The 16,170-nt window shown below is 55.8% G+C and carries 14 protein-coding genes and 1 pseudogene; 7 read left to right on the forward strand and 8 right to left on the reverse strand.

The window, feature by feature from the left end; all coding sequences use genetic code 11:
* Positions 1-333: 333 nt before the first annotated feature.
* The 5 genes from hofQ to pilM are packed head-to-tail and all read right to left on the reverse strand — an operon-like array spanning position 334 to position 3,810.
* Complete coding sequence (hofQ, locus tag KGP17_RS25590) at positions 334-1,581, reverse strand: DNA uptake porin HofQ (RefSeq protein ID WP_223498581.1); 1,248 nt, start codon at positions 1,579-1,581, stop codon at positions 334-336.
* Positions 1,581-1,937: a hypothetical protein gene (locus KGP17_RS25595; protein ID WP_223498582.1), complete on the reverse strand. Its 357-nt coding sequence runs from the start codon at positions 1,935-1,937 to the stop codon at positions 1,581-1,583. Before KGP17_RS25595 ends, hofQ begins: the two co-directional genes overlap by 1 nt.
* Positions 1,930-2,439, reverse strand: coding sequence for a hypothetical protein (locus KGP17_RS25600; protein WP_209529977.1), 510 nt, complete (start codon positions 2,437-2,439; stop codon positions 1,930-1,932). The genes KGP17_RS25595 and KGP17_RS25600 overlap by 8 nt, the downstream gene beginning before the upstream one ends.
* Positions 2,432-2,968 carry a PilN domain-containing protein gene (locus tag KGP17_RS25605; RefSeq protein WP_223498583.1) on the reverse strand — a complete coding sequence of 179 codons (537 nt, stop codon included), beginning with the start codon at positions 2,966-2,968 and terminating at the stop codon, positions 2,432-2,434. The genes KGP17_RS25600 and KGP17_RS25605 overlap by 8 nt, the downstream gene beginning before the upstream one ends.
* The gene (gene pilM, locus KGP17_RS25610) at positions 2,968-3,810 is read right to left on the reverse strand and encodes a type IV pilus biogenesis protein PilM (RefSeq protein ID WP_021807464.1); all 843 of its coding nucleotides are present in this window, start codon (positions 3,808-3,810) and stop codon (positions 2,968-2,970) included. The genes KGP17_RS25605 and pilM overlap by 1 nt, the downstream gene beginning before the upstream one ends.
* Before the next feature lie 121 nt (positions 3,811-3,931).
* Between pilM and mrcA the strand changes: the two genes are divergently transcribed.
* Positions 3,932-6,490 carry a peptidoglycan glycosyltransferase/peptidoglycan DD-transpeptidase MrcA gene (gene mrcA, locus KGP17_RS25615; protein ID WP_223498584.1) on the forward strand — a complete coding sequence of 853 codons (2,559 nt, stop codon included), beginning with the start codon at positions 3,932-3,934 and terminating at the stop codon, positions 6,488-6,490.
* Positions 6,491-6,594: 104 nt separating this feature from the next.
* On the opposite strand, the gene nudE is transcribed toward mrcA, so the two are convergent.
* Positions 6,595-7,149: an ADP compounds hydrolase NudE gene (gene nudE / locus KGP17_RS25620; protein ID WP_021807462.1), complete on the reverse strand. Its 555-nt coding sequence runs from the start codon at positions 7,147-7,149 to the stop codon at positions 6,595-6,597.
* Positions 7,150-7,597: 448 nt separating this feature from the next.
* On the opposite strand from nudE, the gene KGP17_RS25625 reads away from it, so the two are divergent.
* The 6 genes and pseudogenes from KGP17_RS25625 to KGP17_RS25650 all read left to right on the forward strand — a co-directional run.
* Positions 7,598-9,730: an intracellular growth attenuator family protein gene (locus tag KGP17_RS25625; protein WP_021807461.1), complete on the forward strand. Its 2,133-nt coding sequence runs from the start codon at positions 7,598-7,600 to the stop codon at positions 9,728-9,730.
* 84 nt (positions 9,731-9,814) lie between these two features.
* On the forward strand, positions 9,815-10,495 hold the full coding sequence (gene yrfG, locus KGP17_RS25630; protein WP_218520175.1) for a GMP/IMP nucleotidase: 681 nt from the start codon (positions 9,815-9,817) through the stop codon (positions 10,493-10,495).
* Positions 10,492-10,899 carry a ribosome-associated heat shock protein Hsp15 gene (gene hslR, locus KGP17_RS25635; protein ID WP_059199457.1) on the forward strand — a complete coding sequence of 136 codons (408 nt, stop codon included), beginning with the start codon at positions 10,492-10,494 and terminating at the stop codon, positions 10,897-10,899. Before yrfG ends, hslR begins: the two co-directional genes overlap by 4 nt.
* Positions 10,900-10,924: 25 nt before the next feature.
* Complete coding sequence (gene hslO, locus KGP17_RS25640; protein ID WP_021807459.1) at positions 10,925-11,803, forward strand: Hsp33 family molecular chaperone HslO; 879 nt, start codon at positions 10,925-10,927, stop codon at positions 11,801-11,803.
* Between the two features lie 200 nt (positions 11,804-12,003).
* On the forward strand, positions 12,004-13,623 hold the full coding sequence (pckA, locus tag KGP17_RS25645; RefSeq protein ID WP_021807458.1) for a phosphoenolpyruvate carboxykinase (ATP): 1,620 nt from the start codon (positions 12,004-12,006) through the stop codon (positions 13,621-13,623).
* 151 nt (positions 13,624-13,774) lie between these two features.
* Positions 13,775-13,960, forward strand: a pseudogene (locus tag KGP17_RS25650) (plasmid stabilization protein); the annotation flags it as partial.
* Positions 13,961-13,994: 34 nt separating this feature from the next.
* Here the strand turns inward: KGP17_RS25650 and envZ are convergent.
* Positions 13,995-15,365 (reverse strand): two-component system sensor histidine kinase EnvZ, encoded by a 1,371-nt coding sequence (envZ, locus tag KGP17_RS25655; protein ID WP_021807456.1) that lies wholly within the window; start codon positions 15,363-15,365, stop codon positions 13,995-13,997.
* The gene (gene ompR / locus KGP17_RS25660) at positions 15,362-16,081 is read right to left on the reverse strand and encodes a two-component system response regulator OmpR (protein WP_004709363.1); all 720 of its coding nucleotides are present in this window, start codon (positions 16,079-16,081) and stop codon (positions 15,362-15,364) included. Before ompR ends, envZ begins: the two co-directional genes overlap by 4 nt.
* Between the last annotated feature and the right edge of the window lie 89 nt (positions 16,082-16,170).

The raw sequence follows: 16,170 nt of genomic DNA on the forward strand, positions 1-16,170 counted from the left end.
TTTCAGCCTGGAAGACGACGGGTACAGCATTAACAAAAAAACCTCGGTGCTCAATTCGGTAACCCTTGTAAGCTAAATCGGCCGCAGCGTCAAACTCAGATGCCTCTAAGGCACGAAAAAAAGTGCATTTGCTTGCCAACTTTTAAGCGTTTTCAACGGCTAGGATTTTGGACTAAGACCTCATGAACCGAGCATTGCAGCGAGATCTCCGCCTGGAGTTTATCTGAAAAAGTCACGGGATGTCGTGATTTGGCAGATTAACGGCAACTTTCGTCGGTTTCCCTCATTTGGACTTGGCGTCACCACCGTGCCAAACATCACGATCGAGACAATTTAGACTTTAACCAGTGTGGGCGTGATGAAAATCACCAACTCGCGCCTTTTATGCTGTTGGTTGCTGTGTTTGAACAGCGATCCCAGCAAGGGGATATCGCCCACGCCAGGGACTTTATCGGCCGTTTGGTTGCGCTGACGCTGAAAAATGCCCCCTAAGACGATGGTTTCACCATCTTTCACCGTCACCTGGGTTTTAATCTCCTGCTTGTCGATCGCCAGCGCCTCTCCTTCGCCCTGTTTGATCGAACGCCCGGGCATATTCTGGCTGATCTGTAACGCCAGGGTGATGCGGCCATTGGGTAAAATCTTCGGCGTGACTTCCATGCCCAGCACCGCGTCCTTGAACTCGATCGAGGTGGCACCGCTGGAACCGCTCGACACCTCGTAGGGGATTTCCGTGCCCTGCTTAATGCTGGCGGTTTGCAGATGTGCGGTAAGCAGGCGCGGGCTGGCGATAATCTCCACCTGATTTTCCTGCTCCAGCGCCGACAGCTCCAGATCCAGAATGCGCCCGCTGATGCGTGCCAGGTGGAAACCGGCCGTTATGGCGCTGTTCTCTACCGGCAGACCAACGCTGAAATTGTCTATCCGCAGCTTTTTGGCTGGCCTTTCTTCTGCCGCCAGGCCCCACCTTACGCCAAGCTCCCGCAAATTCTCGCTGCTGATGGTGACAATATGGGCAGCCAGTTGCACCTGTTCCAGCGGGGCATCCATCTCTGCCACCCAGGTTTTCAACTGGGCCAGCGCCTGAGCGGTGTCACGCAGCAGCAACGCGTTGGTGCGTCTATCCACCACGACGCTGCCACGCTCGGTCAATAATTTGCCACGTTGGCTATCCAGGCTCTGCGCTATCTCGCTGGCCTCCGCGTTTTGCAGCGTGATCTTCAGGTTGTGCAGCGACTCCTGCTGCGCCAACTCCCGCTGCCGACGAAGCAGCTCCTGTTCATCCGGCAGTGGGAAAACCATCATCACATTGCCCTCCAACGTCATCGTCAGCTTGCCCATGCGTAATACCACGGCCAACGCCTGCTGCCAGGGAACATTGTCCAACCGCAGCGTCAGATTGGTATCGACCCCCTCGGCAGCGACCAGGTTCAGATCTTGATACTCCGCCAGCGCCTGTAAAATCAGGCTGACCGGAGTATCATGGAACACCAGTGACACCGGCTTTTCCTGCTGCACACCCGCCATCACCGCCAAAGGGAGAACCAGCCACCCCACCAAAAGCCACTGATATCCTTTCATCACTTTTCCTTACGGTTTTTCCCCAACGTGAGCACCACACTACCCGTGCGTGGCCGACATGCTTCGGCCCTATCCTGCGCAACGAGTTCAAGCTGCCGGGGCTGGATCTGCATCACTTGCCAATCCCCATCCAGCACCCGCTGCTGGGGCAATAACCCCAACCACTGCCCCTGCGGGGTGACCACCCAGCCATAGCGCAAATCCGGCGTGCCAATAATCCCTTTCAGCCGCCAATCCTCCGGTGAAACAGTAGGATCGGCGCAGGCCGCCGTTAGCGGTGGCTGGAACGGATCGCGATACTGTTCAGCCCACAGCGGGGCCGAGAGCAACAGCCAAAACCACCACGCCTTATTCATCCACCGCCTCTTCTGAGCTAATCAGAGTCAGTTGAGTGGTTAACCCTTCGGGCTGCCTCTCGATCTTCATTTGCCCAATCCTGCGGGTGGAGGGCAGCGCGTCCAGCAAGCGCAGCAAGCCCTCGAAATCTAGCTGTAACCTTATCTTTTGTTGGGCTGGTTTCTCCTGCTGCTGGAAACGTAGCAGCCGCCCCCCAAGCTGATAGAGCTGAGTACCCAAATCCCCCGGCTCATCAGGCACGATCAACACCTGATGCCCCAACCGCTGCTCAAGCTCTGCTAACGGCGGTAGCTGGCTAAGTTGCTGCTGACGCTCTGCAATCTGGTGTACCAACTGCTGACGCTGCTCATCCAGCCTTTCCCACCGTTGCCATTCCCCCGAGATCAGCCCACTGCAGGCCAACAGCCCAACCCCGGCTAATACCAGCCATTGAGCCGCCAGCAACTGCCAACCAGGCCGGGCTAGCCAGGGGATCAGCCAGTCTGGCAGGGGCTTATCCATCCTGCCCCCAGCGTGCCGTTAGAGTGAACGCCAACCCTCCCTCCTTTCGTTGTGTGACTTCAACCAGGCGACAGCCCTGTAACAAAGGTAGCGCGGCCAACCGCCGTTCAAAGGTGACGATCTCCCCATACGCCCCACCTTGCCCCCACAATGAGATCCCCTTGGGGTTCTCTTCAAACCCCGTGAGCCACAAAGTGTCCGGCAGCGTTACCGAGAGCTGCTGCAATAGCGACAGGTAACGCAGGTTGTGCGCTCGATTATGCTGGTAACGGTCGCTTTCTGCGGCTAAACGGGCCAGTTCGGCCATCTTTTGCTGAGTCTGCTGAATACGCTCTTCCAGCTCAGTGTGTTGCTGCGCTAAGTCCTGCAATATCGAGTGTTGCCTGGCCTGTTGGTAGAACAGCAAAAAGTAGGCTGCCGTGAGCATAGCCAACACCAGCAGCAATTGAGCAACGAAGCAGCGTAACCAGAAGGTGTAGCGCTGCCGCTGCCGTCTGAGGCGCCAGGGCAACAGATTGACCTGATACATCAGGCATCCTCGCGGCGCAGAGCCAACCCGCCAGCCAGAACAAACGCCATCGGCTGAGCGGGCAGCGGTGGGTATAAGCGGCTGAAAGCCGTGAACGGTGACCAAGGCATGGCACCTTCTGGCGCGGCCTCGTCCAGCACGCTGCTGTAATACACCTCTTTAGCCCCCATGGCTGGGCAAGCTGAACGCAGGGCTGCCAACGCTTGCTTGACGCCGACGGCTTCCCCCGCAGGCAAGACGCCATAAGCAAAGGACATCGCTCGCGGTGCTACCCATAACCATTCCGACTCCAGGCGATGCAGCAGCCCGGCATCGGGAGCCAAGCCGGCAAAGGCGGCCATCATACTTAGCGCATTGGGGGCGATATCGATCACCTGGGGATGCAGATCCGCCTGTTGCAGGCAATGCAGCCATTGTTGCAGCTCCTGCTGGCGGGCCGCGGTGAGCAGCAACTGATGGGTATTGGGCTGCGCCTGGCGGTAATCCAATGCTAACGTCTGGCTGTCTAACGGGAACTGTTTCAGACCCTGGGTGGTGATGTAGTCATGGCGAACCGGTTCCTGCAAGCGCAGATCCGGCAGGGGTAACGTCTGCTGTAAAACCCGCTGCGCGGGTAAAGCAATGCGTAAGGAAATATGTCTTGGTAACCGGCTACGCCACTGCTTGAGTACCGCCACCAGCATCGCAGAACTCTCTAAATGCCCCGCCCGCAGCGCCGAATAGGGCAATGCCTGTTGCCACCAGTGGCGCAATTGCCAACCGTTACGCCGACGCTGCGCAGCCAGCGCTCTGATGCTGTGATCCTGGATATCCAACCCCACCTGCCACGTTTGAGAAAACATATTTCACCCCACCTCCGTACCCTCAGATAACAAAAGAACATATCCATGTTGCAGGCTTGCCTTTATACTACCGCGCGGTTGTTTATAAACTGCCCAATTGACATGAAATGGGAAATCTCAGGTGAAGTTCGTAAAGTATCTTTTAATCCTTGCAGTGTTTTGCATCGTGCTGGGAGCAGCCTCGATTTTTGGCTTGTACAAATATGTCGAGCCACAGCTGCCCGATGTCGCAACGCTGAAAGACGTGCGGCTACAAATCCCGATGCAGGTTTACAGCGCGGAGGGCGAACTGATCGCCCAATATGGTGAAAAACGCCGTATTCCTCTCAAGCTGGACCAAATCCCACCGGTGATGGTGCATGCCTTCATCGCCACAGAGGACAGCCGTTTCTATGATCATCACGGGGTCGATCCCGTTGGTATCTTCCGTGCCGCCTCGGTCGCGCTGGTTTCCGGCCATGCTTCGCAGGGGGCCAGTACCATCACCCAGCAGTTGGCCAGAAACTTCTTCCTGAGCCCGGAACGCACTTTGATGCGCAAAATCAAGGAAGCCTTCCTGGCGATCCGCATTGAACAGATGCTGACCAAGGATGAAATTCTTGAGCTGTATCTGAACAAAATCTATCTGGGTTACCGCGCTTATGGCGTGGGTGCTGCCGCGCACGTCTATTTTGGTAAGGATGTCAGCCAACTGACGCTGAGCGAAATGGCCACCATTGCCGGATTACCCAAGGCACCTTCTACCTTTAACCCGTTGTACTCCCACGATCGCTCCGTAGCGCGTCGTAACGTGGTGCTATCGCGAATGCTGGATGAGCGCTACATCACACAGGCGCAGTACGATCAGGCCCGCAGTGAACCTTTGGTAGCCAATTACCATGCGCCGGAAATCAGCTTCTCTGCCCCTTATCTTTCAGAGCTGGTGCGTCAGGAGATGATCAAGCGTTACGGTGAAAACGCCTATACCGACGGTTACAAGGTCTACACCACCATCACCAAGCGGCTGCAACAAGGTGCGCAGGAGGCGGTACGTAACAACATCCTCAACTACGACATGCGCCACGGCTATCGCGGCCCGTCAAACGTGCTGTGGAAAGTGGGTGAGCCTGCCTGGGATCAGAAACAGATTGTCGATTCACTGAAGAACCTGCCGAACTACGGCCCGCTGTCTCCTGCGGTGATCCTGCAGGCGGATGCCGAACAGGCTACCGCCATGCTGGCCGATGGCAGCCGCATTACGCTCCCTATGTCTGGCATGCGCTGGGCACGTGCGTTCAAGAGCGATACGCTGCAAGGCCCTACGCCGAAGCGCGTCACCGACGTGGTGCAGCCCGGCCAACAGATCTGGGTGCGTAAAGTTAACGACAACTGGTGGCTGTCACAGGTGCCGGACGTGAACTCGGCGCTGGTGTCGCTCGATCCTAATACTGGCGCTATCAAGGCGTTGGTCGGCGGCTTCGATTTCAACCAGAGCAAGTTCAACCGCGCAACCCAGGCGCTGCGCCAGGTGGGGTCCAACATCAAACCGTTCCTGTATACCGCGGCGATGGATAAGGGCCTGACGCTGGCCACCATCCTCAACGATCTGCCGATCACCCGTTGGGATGCCGGTGCCGGTACCGACTGGCGGCCGAAAAACTCGCCACCTACTTACGACGGTCCTATCCGACTACGCCAAGGCCTAGGCCAATCGAAAAACGTGGTGATGGTGCGGGCAATGCGCGCCATGGGCGTGGACTATGCCGCTGAATATCTGCAACGCTTTGGTTTCCCGGCGCAAAATATCGTGCATTCGGAATCGCTGGCGCTAGGTTCGGCTTCGTTCACTCCGCTACAGGTGGCTCGCGGCTATGCCGTGTTGGCCAACGGTGGCTATCTGATTGACCCGTACTTCATCACCAAGATCGAAGACGATACGGGTAACGCGGTATTCGAAGCCAAACCGAAAGTGGTCTGCAATAGCTGCAACCTGCCGGTGATCTACGGCGATACGCATCGTTCAGCCATGCTTTCCGATGATAACGTCGAGAACGTGGCGGTATCGCAGGAAGGCAACAATGCCAACGTCCCGATGCCACAGCTTGAGCAGGTAACCCCGGCCCAGATGCAGCAAGATAACGACCAGCAGTATGCGCCACACGTGATCAGCACCCCGCTGTCGTTCCTGATCCGTGATGCATTGAACACCAATATCTTCGGTGAACCGGGTTGGATGGGCACCGGCTGGCGCGCAGGCCGCGATCTTAAACGCCATGATATCGGCGGCAAAACCGGTACCACCAACAGTTCGAAAGATGCCTGGTTCTCCGGCTACGGCCCAGAAACAGTGACATCGGTGTGGATCGGTTTCGACGATCACCGCCGCAATCTTGGCCGTTCCTCCGCTTCAGGTGCTATCCCGGATCAGATTTCCGGTGGTGAAGGTGGGGCGAAGAGTGCTCAACCGGCTTGGGATGACTTTATGAAGGTGGCGCTGGAAGGCCTGCCAGAGCAGAAAGTCACTCCACCGCCAGGGATTGTCAGCGTGACCATCGACAAGAGCACCGGCAAACTGTCCAACGGGGGCGGAGGTAGCCGTTCCGAGTACTTTATCGAAGGCACTCAACCCACGGAGTTCTCGGTACATGATGCCGGAACCACCCTGACAGACCCTGGTGGCGAAAGTCACGAGCTGTTCTAAAAACGACAATGGCCAGAGCAATCTGGCCATTTTTTTATCTTAACCGGCGGGCGCCGTATGTTGTGAGCCCAGGCGGATTTGTCAGCAGATGAATCGATGGAGGGTTAGCGTGAACCGCGCAGAAATGCCTCTGCCAGGAACAATGCGCTGACATTGCGCGCCTCACGAAAGTCCGGTTCCGCCAGCAGTGCCATCATGTTGGCTATCGGCCAACGTACCTGGGGTAACGGCTCTGGCTCGTCCCCCTCCAGGCTTTGCGCATAGAGGTCGTGTGCCAGCACGATATTCATCTGGCTGGAAAAATAGGAAGGTGCCATCGTCAGTTTGCTGAGGAAATCAAAGCGCCCGGCCCCAAAGCCGACTTCTTCCATCAGTTCGCGATTAGCGGCTTCCAACACTCCTTCGCCAGGATCAATCAGCCCTTTGGGGAAGCCCAGCTCATAGGATTCGGTGCCTACCGCATATTCACGGATCAGCAGCAAATCATCCCCTATCACCGGCACAATCATCACCGCTTCACGTTCCGAAGGGCGCATACGCTCATAGACCCGCCGCACACCGTTACTGAACTCCAGATCGACCGACTCTACGTTAAATAAACGCGAGCGCGCGACCGTTTCTACTTTCAGAATTTTAGGTTTTTGCAGCTGTTTATCCATGATTGCCTCAAATAGGTTAACCGCTTAATACACTGAATACTCAGTACTCTCAGGCAGGTAACCAGGATAATAATATGCGCGTTGTGGCAGACAGCAAAAGGGTCAACCACTGGCTAAACTCGATCTTGATCACATTGTGCGTTAATGGGAACCATTTCCGCAACGAGCTTAGCCTGTAATTTACTTTTTTTTAACAAACCTGACCAGCAGCTATCCCGGTGGATAAAAAAACAGGTAGGCAAATAGGATAATCCTGATATCCGGACACCATGAGGATTGCTATGCTCGTGCAGGTTAAAAAATCGTACGGTAAATGCCTAACGATAGCCACGAATGAGAGCCGGATAACAACTAAACGGTGGGTCATTCTATCTCTGGGCGGTTAACTCCGTATAATGTCTGGCTTTGCGTAAGATTGGCGGTTTCATGGGTGTAGGACGAGAATAGCATGAGCACAATAGCGTTGATATTGGCCTTAGCGCTAGCCTGCCTGATCGCTGCTGGCCTCTACTTGTGGTTTAAATTCCGCCCCCAGCCAGCCTTGGCAGGTATCCTGCCGTTCGTCAAACCTAACCACCGCAAACTGACCGCGCCAGAGCGGGCAGCTATCGAGAATTACCTCAACCAACAAAACCGCCTGGGCAACAAACTGCTGTCAGGTTCCGCTTCCCTGCCTTCTGCCAGGCTGGCGTTGACCGCACAGAGCGACAACGTTTACCCGATCACCCATGCCATTACCCGCTATGGTCTGGCAAGCGATGAACCCAACAACTGGCGCTACTATCTCGACTCGGAAGAGATCCATCTTCCTCCGTTTTGGGAGCAGTACATCAGCGCCGATAACCATGTCGAAGTGATCAAGACCCAGACTCTACCGCTGGTGATCTCACTCAACGGCCATTCGCTGCTGGATCATATTTACGACAGCCCACCTTCGCCGGTAGTGACTACAACCCCGACAAGGAACGCCTCCATCCGCAAAGAAGAGAGCGAACATATTGAGTTGGTGAACATTCGCAAGGAAACCCGCGAGGAACATGAGCTTAACCGGCCGAACGGCGTCAAGGAAGCGGCCCTCATCTCTGCTGCCCTACTGCTGCTGTTCCTTAGCCTGATCAGTCCGGTGGTAGTGATCCCCTGGATCATTCTGGTAGCGGTGCTGATGATCGTCTGGAGCTGCTGGCATCTGTTGCGCCGCCCGAGCGAAAAAGAGCTGAAAGAGGTGCACTGTCTGCGCGGCACGCCAAAGCGCTGGGGGTTATTCGGTGAGTCCAATCAGGGGCAAATCAGTAATATCTCTTTTGGCATTATCGATTTGATCTACCCCCCGCACTGGTTGCCTTACCTGAATGCAGACCTGGGTAAAACCACCAATGTGGATATCTACCTCAACCGGCAGGTGGTACGTCAAGGGCACTATCTTTCCCTGCATGACGAAGTGAAAAACTTCCCCTTGCAGCATTGGGGCAAGAACGCCGTATTAGCGGCCAGTTCGCTCGTGGTGCTGTTGTTACTGTTAATCTACATTCCACTCAGCCTACCCGCTAAATTGAGCACCGCGTGGTTACAGGGCACACAGAAAACGGAAGTCACCAGCGTTCAAGCGCTGGAGGCCATTCCACTGCATATCGGCGATAGGCTGAAAATTCAGGGCAACGGCATGTGCTACGTTCCTTCGGGCAACAACAGCGCCACTGCGCCAAGCTTTATGCCTTTCGATTGTTCTGGGATCTACTGGAATACGGCGACCCCGCTGCCACAGCCCGAATCGGAAGTGATCGATAAAGCGGCTGCGCTGATGGCCACCATCAACCGGCAACTGCACCCAAGCGGTGCCGAGCAGAAAGTGAACCCACAGTTGGCCAGCGCCATTGAAAAGTCAGGCATGATCCTGTTGGATGACTTTGCGGATATCGTATTGAAAACGCAGGACCTGTGTGGCACGGAGGCCGACTGTGTGCGCTTGAAGAATGCGCTGGTCAATCTGGGTAACGTCAAGAACTGGGCCAACCTGGTGAAACGGGCCAAATCCGGGGCGCTGGAAGGCGTTAACGTCCTGCTGCGTCCGGTCAGTGCTGAATCGCTGGAAAACCTGAGTAACGCGGCTACCTCTGCCTTCGTGGTGCGGGAAACCCGTCAGGCCGCTGCGGCCCTCAACAGCCCACCACCGGGCGGTTTTTTGATTACCAGTGACGAAGGCAAGCAGTTGGTGGATTATCCCTTGCCCACACAGCCGCTGAACGAATACAACTCACTCGACCAATGGAAAGAACTACAGCGTCTTAGCAGCATGTTGCTACATACGCCGTTCCGGGCAAACGGGGTGATCACCAATATCTTTGTCGATGCCAACGGCACTCGGCATATCGCCCTGCATAGTGAACCGGATATCGTGACCCTGTGGCGCTATCTTGGCACCAGCCTGCTGTTGCTGGTGTTGGTCGTCGTGCTGGGTTACAACTCCTGGCGGTTGGTACAACGCAGGCGCAAAAACCAACATCGCCTCGCCGATATCCAGCGCTATTACGACAGTTGCTTCAACCCGCAGCTCACCCCGATGTCCATACGCCCGATGGCGTAGCCTCCAACCTGCCATCCGCCTATACTAGGCTGTATGTTTTTTATCATCCGCGGGATACCGCTATCCCGCCTATGGAGTTGGTACATGGTTCCTGAGTTTGACTGGCACGATATTGATACCGTACTGCTGGATATGGACGGCACCCTGCTGGATCTTGAATTCGACAGCCATTTTTGGCTAACGCTGGTACCGCAGGCGTTGAGTGAGCAACGAGACATTCCCTTCGACGACGCCAGCAAAATCATTCACCAGGAATACCTGGCCGTGCAACACACCATGAACTGGTATTGCTTTGATTACTGGAGCGAACGCCTAGGGCTGAATATCTACCAAATGACCAGCGAAGTCGGTAACCGCGCTCGGCTGCGTGAAGATACCCAACCATTTTTGCAGGCGTTACGCGATGCCGGGCAGCGCACCATCCTGCTCACCAACGCGCATCCACACAGTCTGGCGGTGAAGGTTGAGCACACCGGTTTGGATCGACACCTTGATTTATTACTTTCCACCCACACATTTGGTTATCCAAAGGAAGATCAGCGTCTGTGGCAGGCAGTTCAGCAACTAACCGGCTTTGACCCGCAGCGCACGCTGTTTGTGGATGATGGTGAACCCATTCTGGATGCCGCAAGCAAGTTTGGTATCCGCTACTGCCTTGGCGTGCAGAACCCGGATTCCAGCATGGCGAGTAAAACTTTCCAGCGTTATCCGTCGATGAGCGACTACCGCCAGTTGATACCGGCCTTGGAACGGAGGGAGCAATGAAAGCCAAAGCAACACCGGATGAGGCCGTCCGCCTGGATAAATGGCTGTGGGCCGCCCGATTTTACAAAACCCGCGCACTGGCCCGTGACATGATCGACGGCGGCAAGGTGCACTACAACGGGCAACGCGGCAAGCCGAGTAAAGCCGTTGAAATCAATGCCGAAATCAAGCTGCGTCAGGGCAACGACGAACGCACTGTCATCGTGCTGGCCATCAATAGCCAACGGCGTGGAGCCGAGGAGGCGCAGCTGATGTATCAGGAAACCGAGGCCAGCATTGCCAATCGCGAGAAAGTGGCGCTGGCACGCAAGATGAATGCGCTGACCATGCCGCATCCGGATCGTCGTCCGGACAAGAAAGAGCGGCGCGATTTGATTAAATTTAAATTTGGCGAGCAGGAATAATCCCTCGCCTCAATGAGAGAAAACTATGTCCAACCATGACCAATTACACCGTTACCTGTTCGAAAACTACGCGGTGCGCGGTGAGCTGGTTACCGTCAGCGAAACCTATCAGCACATCCTGACCAACCATGATTATCCGGCACCGGTACAAAAACTGCTGGGCGAGTTGCTGGTAGCCACCAGCCTGCTGACCGCCACGCTGAAGTTCGACGGTGACATTACCGTTCAGGTGCAAGGCGACGGCCCGCTGAAACTGGCAGTGATCAACGGCAATAATCGCCAGGAGATGCGTGGTGTAGCCCGTGTCGAAGGCGAGATTGTGGCCGACAGCACCCTGCACCAGATGCTGGGTAACGGCATTATGGTGATCACCATCAGCCCGTCTGAAGGTGAACGCTATCAGGGCGTGGTGGGTCTGGAAGGTGAAACGCTGGCCCAGTGTCTGGAAGGGTATTTCCGCCAGTCCGAACAGTTGCCAACGCGCCTGTTTATCCGTACCGGTGAAGCTGAAGGCAAACCTGCGGCTGCCGGTATGCTGCTGCAGGTACTGCCAGCTCAGGATGGCAATGCCGATGATTTCGACCATCTGGTGCAGCTGACCGCCACCATCAAGGATCACGAGCTGTTCACCCTGCCGGCCAACGAAGTGCTGTATCGCCTCTATCATCAGGAAGAGGTTACGCTGTACGAACCTCAGGACGTGATCTTCCGCTGCACCTGTTCACGCCAGCGCTGTGCCGATGCCTTGATCACGCTGCCAGCGGAAGAAGTGGCCGATATGCTGGAACAGGATGGCAACATCGATATGCACTGTGATTACTGTGGTAATCATTATGTATTCGATGCGTTAGACATCGCCGCCCTCCACAACGGCAATGCCGACAGCAACACCCAACTGCATTAAGCAACACCGCGGTGTGACGTGCGTCGAGTTGTGACGCACGTCAGCCCTCGCCGTTTGCACGCTTGCTTTATTCCGTGGTCTACATCTCATAACGTAACTAAAAAACGTTTAATACGTTAAATATTTGATACCTATCGCGGTTACATCGCCATGGATCCCTACAATTGTCGCCAGAAATTCTGTGATCAAGGAGTAGTGACATGCGTGTTAATGGTATAACCCACCAGGATCTTGCCGCTTATGGAATTCATAACGTTGGTGAAATCGTTCACAATCCGAGTTATGAATTACTGTTTAAGGAAGAAACGGACCCTTCACTGCAAGGGTTTGAGCGTGGTGTAGTAACCAATCTGGGTGCCGTTGCCGTCGATACCGGCATCTTCACCGGCCGTTCGCCAAAAGATAAGTACATCGTCCGTGACGATATCACCCGGGACACCGTCTGGTGGGCCGATCAAGGTAAAGGCAAGAACGATAACAAACCTCTCAGCCCTGAAGTCTGGGCAGATCTGAAAAAATTGGTCACCGAGCAGCTTTCCGGCAAGCGCCTGTTCGTGGTCGATACCTTCTGCGGTGCTAACGCAGACTCCCGCCTGAAAGTCCGCTTTATCACAGAAGTGGCCTGGCAAGCGCATTTCGTCAAAAACATGTTTATCCGCCCGAGCGATGAAGAACTGCAGGGCTTTGAGCCTGATTTCGTGGTGATGAACGGCGCCAAGTGCACCAACCCGAACTGGCAGCAGCAGGGAATGAACTCGGAAAACTTCGTGGCATTCAACCTGACCGAGCGTATGCAGCTGATCGGCGGCACCTGGTACGGCGGCGAAATGAAAAAGGGTATGTTCTCCATCATGAACTACCTGCTGCCGCTTAAAGGCATTGCCTCCATGCACTGCTCGGCCAACGTGGGCGAGAAAGGCGACGTGGCGGTGTTCTTCGGCCTGTCCGGCACCGGTAAAACCACCCTGTCCACCGATCCGAAACGCCAACTGATTGGCGATGACGAACACGGCTGGGATGACGATGGCGTCTTCAACTTCGAAGGCGGCTGCTACGCCAAGACCATCAAGTTGTCGGAAGAAGCCGAGCCAGATATCTATCACGCCATCAAGCGTGATGCGCTGCTGGAAAACGTCACCGTATTGGCCGACGGCACCGTGGACTTCAACGACGGATCGAAAACCGAGAACACCCGCGTTTCCTATCCGATCTACCACATCCACAATATCGTCAAGCCGGTGTCCAAAGCGGGCCACGCTACCAAGGTGATCTTCCTGACTGCGGACGCCTTCGGCGTACTGCCACCGGTATCACGCCTGACGGCCAACCAGACCCAGTACCACTTCCTGTCCGGTTTCACCGCCAAACTGGCCGGTACCGAGCGCGGCGTTACCGAGCCAACGCCAACCTTCTCTGCCTGCTTTGGCGCGGCATTCCTGTCACTGCACCCAACCCAGTATGCAGAAGTGCTGGTCAAGCGCATGCAGGCAGCCGGAGCCCAGGCTTACCTGGTCAATACCGGCTGGAACGGCACCGGTAAGCGTATCTCGATCAAAGACACCCGCGGCATTATCGACGCCATCCTCAACGGTGAAATCGATAAGGCAGAAACCATCACGCTGCCAATCTTCGATCTGTCGATGCCTACCGCCCTGCCAGGCGTTGATCCGGCCATCCTCGACCCACGTGCCACCTATGCCAACATAGAACAGTGGGAAGAGAAGGCGCACGATCTGGCGAACCGCTTTATCACCAACTTCGACAAATACACCGATACCCCGGCAGGCGCTGCACTGGTCAGCTCGGGTCCGAAACTGTAATAGCGTTGATTACCTCCTAAGCCAAGGCGCGGAATTCCGCGCCTTTTCTATTTTTGGCTGATTTGCACTTGAGGTTGGTTTGAATTCGTGGCTGACTTGCACTTGTGGTCAATTTGGAGGGGCGCTGCAATGCTGCGCCCGTTGAAGGCTGGAGGAGGCACATATGGACTTGAAACAAACCTTACTGAAGAAGCCACCGCGTTATGGATTGGGAACCTGGATGCATCAACACTTTGCCGAATTAGGCGGCGTCGAGTTGAAAATCCCGCCGCGCGGGGAGGAACCACCGCGCGATGTCACCTTTGGCGATGAATATGAAGGAAACACGAAGCCCTGACCAGGCCACAATGCTGCGGCCTTAAGTCAGGATATCAGGCGTTCTCTTTGGCTGGCGGGGTCCCGCTGGAAGTTTCTTTCTTCTCGATCGGTATTGGGAGATAGGCTCGGATACGCAGCCCACCACGCTCGCTGGTGCCGATATCCAGCACGCCAGCATGAGCGTCAATGATGCGCTGCACGATCGCCAACCCTAACCCGGTGCCGCTGGTGCTACGCGCACTGTCGCCGCGCACAAAGGGTTGGAACAGGTGCTTCAGCTCTTCCGGCTTGATACCGGGGCCATCATCCTCCACCTGGAACCAGCCGCGCTGCAGTTCTCGCCCGCTGCTGACCTTGATCCAGCCGTTGCCATAGCGCGCCGCATTCACCACCATATTCACCACCGCACGTTTGATCGAGAGCGGATGCACATCCACCATCAGCTCACCCGGCAGAATATCGGTTTCAATCACCCGCTCGTAGCCACTTTCGGTGGCCACCACTTCGCCCAGAATGGAATTCAAATCGCAAATTTCGGTTTGCATCTCCTGGCCGGTACGCAGGTAATCAATAAACTGTTCGATGATGGCGTTACATTCTTCGATATCTTTATTGATCGACTCCGCCAGATAACCGTCTTGCTCGCTCATCATTTCCGTCGCCAGACGGATACGCGTCAACGGCGTGCGCAGGTCATGACTGACCCCCGCCATCAGCAGCGTGCGATCGTCGGCCAGCAACTTCACCCCAGAGGCCATCTGGTTGAAGGCCCGGGTTACCGAGCGCACCTCAGAGGCACCATACTCACGTAACGGCGGCGGAATAATGCCTTTGCCTACCTGCAAGGCGGCGTGCTCCAGCTCCACCAGAGGGCGGTTCTGAATGCGGATAAATAGCCAGGCGCCGCCTATCGCCAGCAGCATAATCGCCAGGGTGTAGCGGAACAGCGGCGAGAAATCGCCTTGATGGATTTCGGTCAGCGGGACGCGCACCCAGATATCTGGCTGCAACCAGGTTTTCAGCCAGACCACCGGGGAGTTTTTGTTAACCTCGACGCGGACGTCGGTCGGGCCACCTAGTTGCTGCGCCATCTGCTGGCTAAGGAATTGGTAGTGTTGCGCCCAGCGCAGGCCGCTCTCTTCAGCAGCCGCGTTGGTATAAAGCGAAATGCCCAGCTCGCGGTAGATCTCGCGGCGGAACGCTGGCGGCACCTCAAGCAAGGTACCGTCCTCCAGTTGCAGCCGATCGGTCATCAGCATACGAACTTCGTACGCCAATACCTTATTGAACTGCTGCAGACTGGGCAGGATGGCGAAGTTAAGCACCACCAGATAGGTCGTCACCAGGCTGACGAACAGCAAGGTGACGATCAACAGCAAAGTTCGGGCAAACGAGCTACGCGGTGAAAAGCGTAATCGCCTCATGCCTTACTGCCGTCCGGGACGAAGACGTAGCCAAGACCCCAAACGGTCTGGATATAGCGTGGATGTGCCGGATCTTCTTCGACCATGCGGCGCAGGCGCGAGATCTGCACGTCGATGGAACGCTCCATCGCGCTGTATTCGCGGCCACGGGCCAGATTCATCAGCTTATCGCGCGATAACGGTTCGCGTGGGTGGCTGACCAAGGCTTTCAGCACGGCAAATTCACCGCTGGTTAATGGCATAGGCTCATCTTCACGGAACATCTCGCGCGTGCCGAGGTTCAGTTTGAATTTACCAAAGGCGATCACCGCCTCTTCCTGAGAAGGCGCACCCGGCAGTTCGTTGGCCTGACGGCGCAGCACGGCACGGATACGGGCAAGCAGTTCACGTGGGTTGAACGGCTTAGGGATATAGTCATCGGCACCGATTTCCAGCCCGACGATACGGTCCACTTCTTCACCCTTGGCGGTCACCATAATGATCGGCATCGGGTTGCTTTGACTGCGCAGGCGGCGGCAAATGGATAGCCCATCCTCACCCGGCAACATCAGGTCTAATACCATCAGATGGAAAGACTCACGCGTCAGCAAACGATCCATTTGCTCAGCGTTGGCAACGCTGCGAACCTGGAAGCCCTGTTCGGTTAAGTAACGCTCTAAAAGCGCGCGCAGGCGCATGTCATCATCGACGACCAGAATCTTGTGATTCTCTTGCATTGTCTGACTCCCAAAGGCTGTATTGCCTGATTCTAGACTGTGGCCCGCACTTATGCATTGGCACCGCTGGCGGCTATTTGGCAACAGCC

This window comes from Serratia sp. JSRIV001, assembly GCF_019968745.1.
Lineage (GTDB): Bacteria > Pseudomonadota > Gammaproteobacteria > Enterobacterales > Enterobacteriaceae > Chania > Chania fonticola_B.

Excerpts from the sequence above, each read along its gene's own strand:
- hofQ (WP_223498581.1), bottom strand. The coding sequence starts at position 1,581 with ATGAAAGGATATCAGTGGCTTTTGGTGGGGTGGCTGGTTCTCCCTTTG.
- KGP17_RS25595 (WP_223498582.1), bottom strand. The coding sequence starts at position 1,937 with ATGAATAAGGCGTGGTGGTTTTGGCTGTTGCTCTCGGCCCCGCTGTGG.
- KGP17_RS25600 (WP_209529977.1), bottom strand. The coding sequence starts at position 2,439 with ATGGATAAGCCCCTGCCAGACTGGCTGATCCCCTGGCTAGCCCGGCCT.
- KGP17_RS25605 (WP_223498583.1), bottom strand. The coding sequence starts at position 2,968 with ATGTATCAGGTCAATCTGTTGCCCTGGCGCCTCAGACGGCAGCGGCAG.
- pilM (WP_021807464.1), bottom strand. The coding sequence starts at position 3,810 with ATGTTTTCTCAAACGTGGCAGGTGGGGTTGGATATCCAGGATCACAGC.
- nudE (WP_021807462.1), bottom strand. The coding sequence starts at position 7,149 with ATGGATAAACAGCTGCAAAAACCTAAAATTCTGAAAGTAGAAACGGTC.
- KGP17_RS25625 (WP_021807461.1), top strand. The coding sequence starts at position 7,598 with ATGAGCACAATAGCGTTGATATTGGCCTTAGCGCTAGCCTGCCTGATC.
- yrfG (WP_218520175.1), top strand. The coding sequence starts at position 9,815 with ATGGTTCCTGAGTTTGACTGGCACGATATTGATACCGTACTGCTGGAT.
- hslR (WP_059199457.1), top strand. The coding sequence starts at position 10,492 with ATGAAAGCCAAAGCAACACCGGATGAGGCCGTCCGCCTGGATAAATGG.
- hslO (WP_021807459.1), top strand. The coding sequence starts at position 10,925 with ATGTCCAACCATGACCAATTACACCGTTACCTGTTCGAAAACTACGCG.
- pckA (WP_021807458.1), top strand. The coding sequence starts at position 12,004 with ATGCGTGTTAATGGTATAACCCACCAGGATCTTGCCGCTTATGGAATT.
- envZ (WP_021807456.1), bottom strand. The coding sequence starts at position 15,365 with ATGAGGCGATTACGCTTTTCACCGCGTAGCTCGTTTGCCCGAACTTTG.
- ompR (WP_004709363.1), bottom strand. The coding sequence starts at position 16,081 with ATGCAAGAGAATCACAAGATTCTGGTCGTCGATGATGACATGCGCCTG.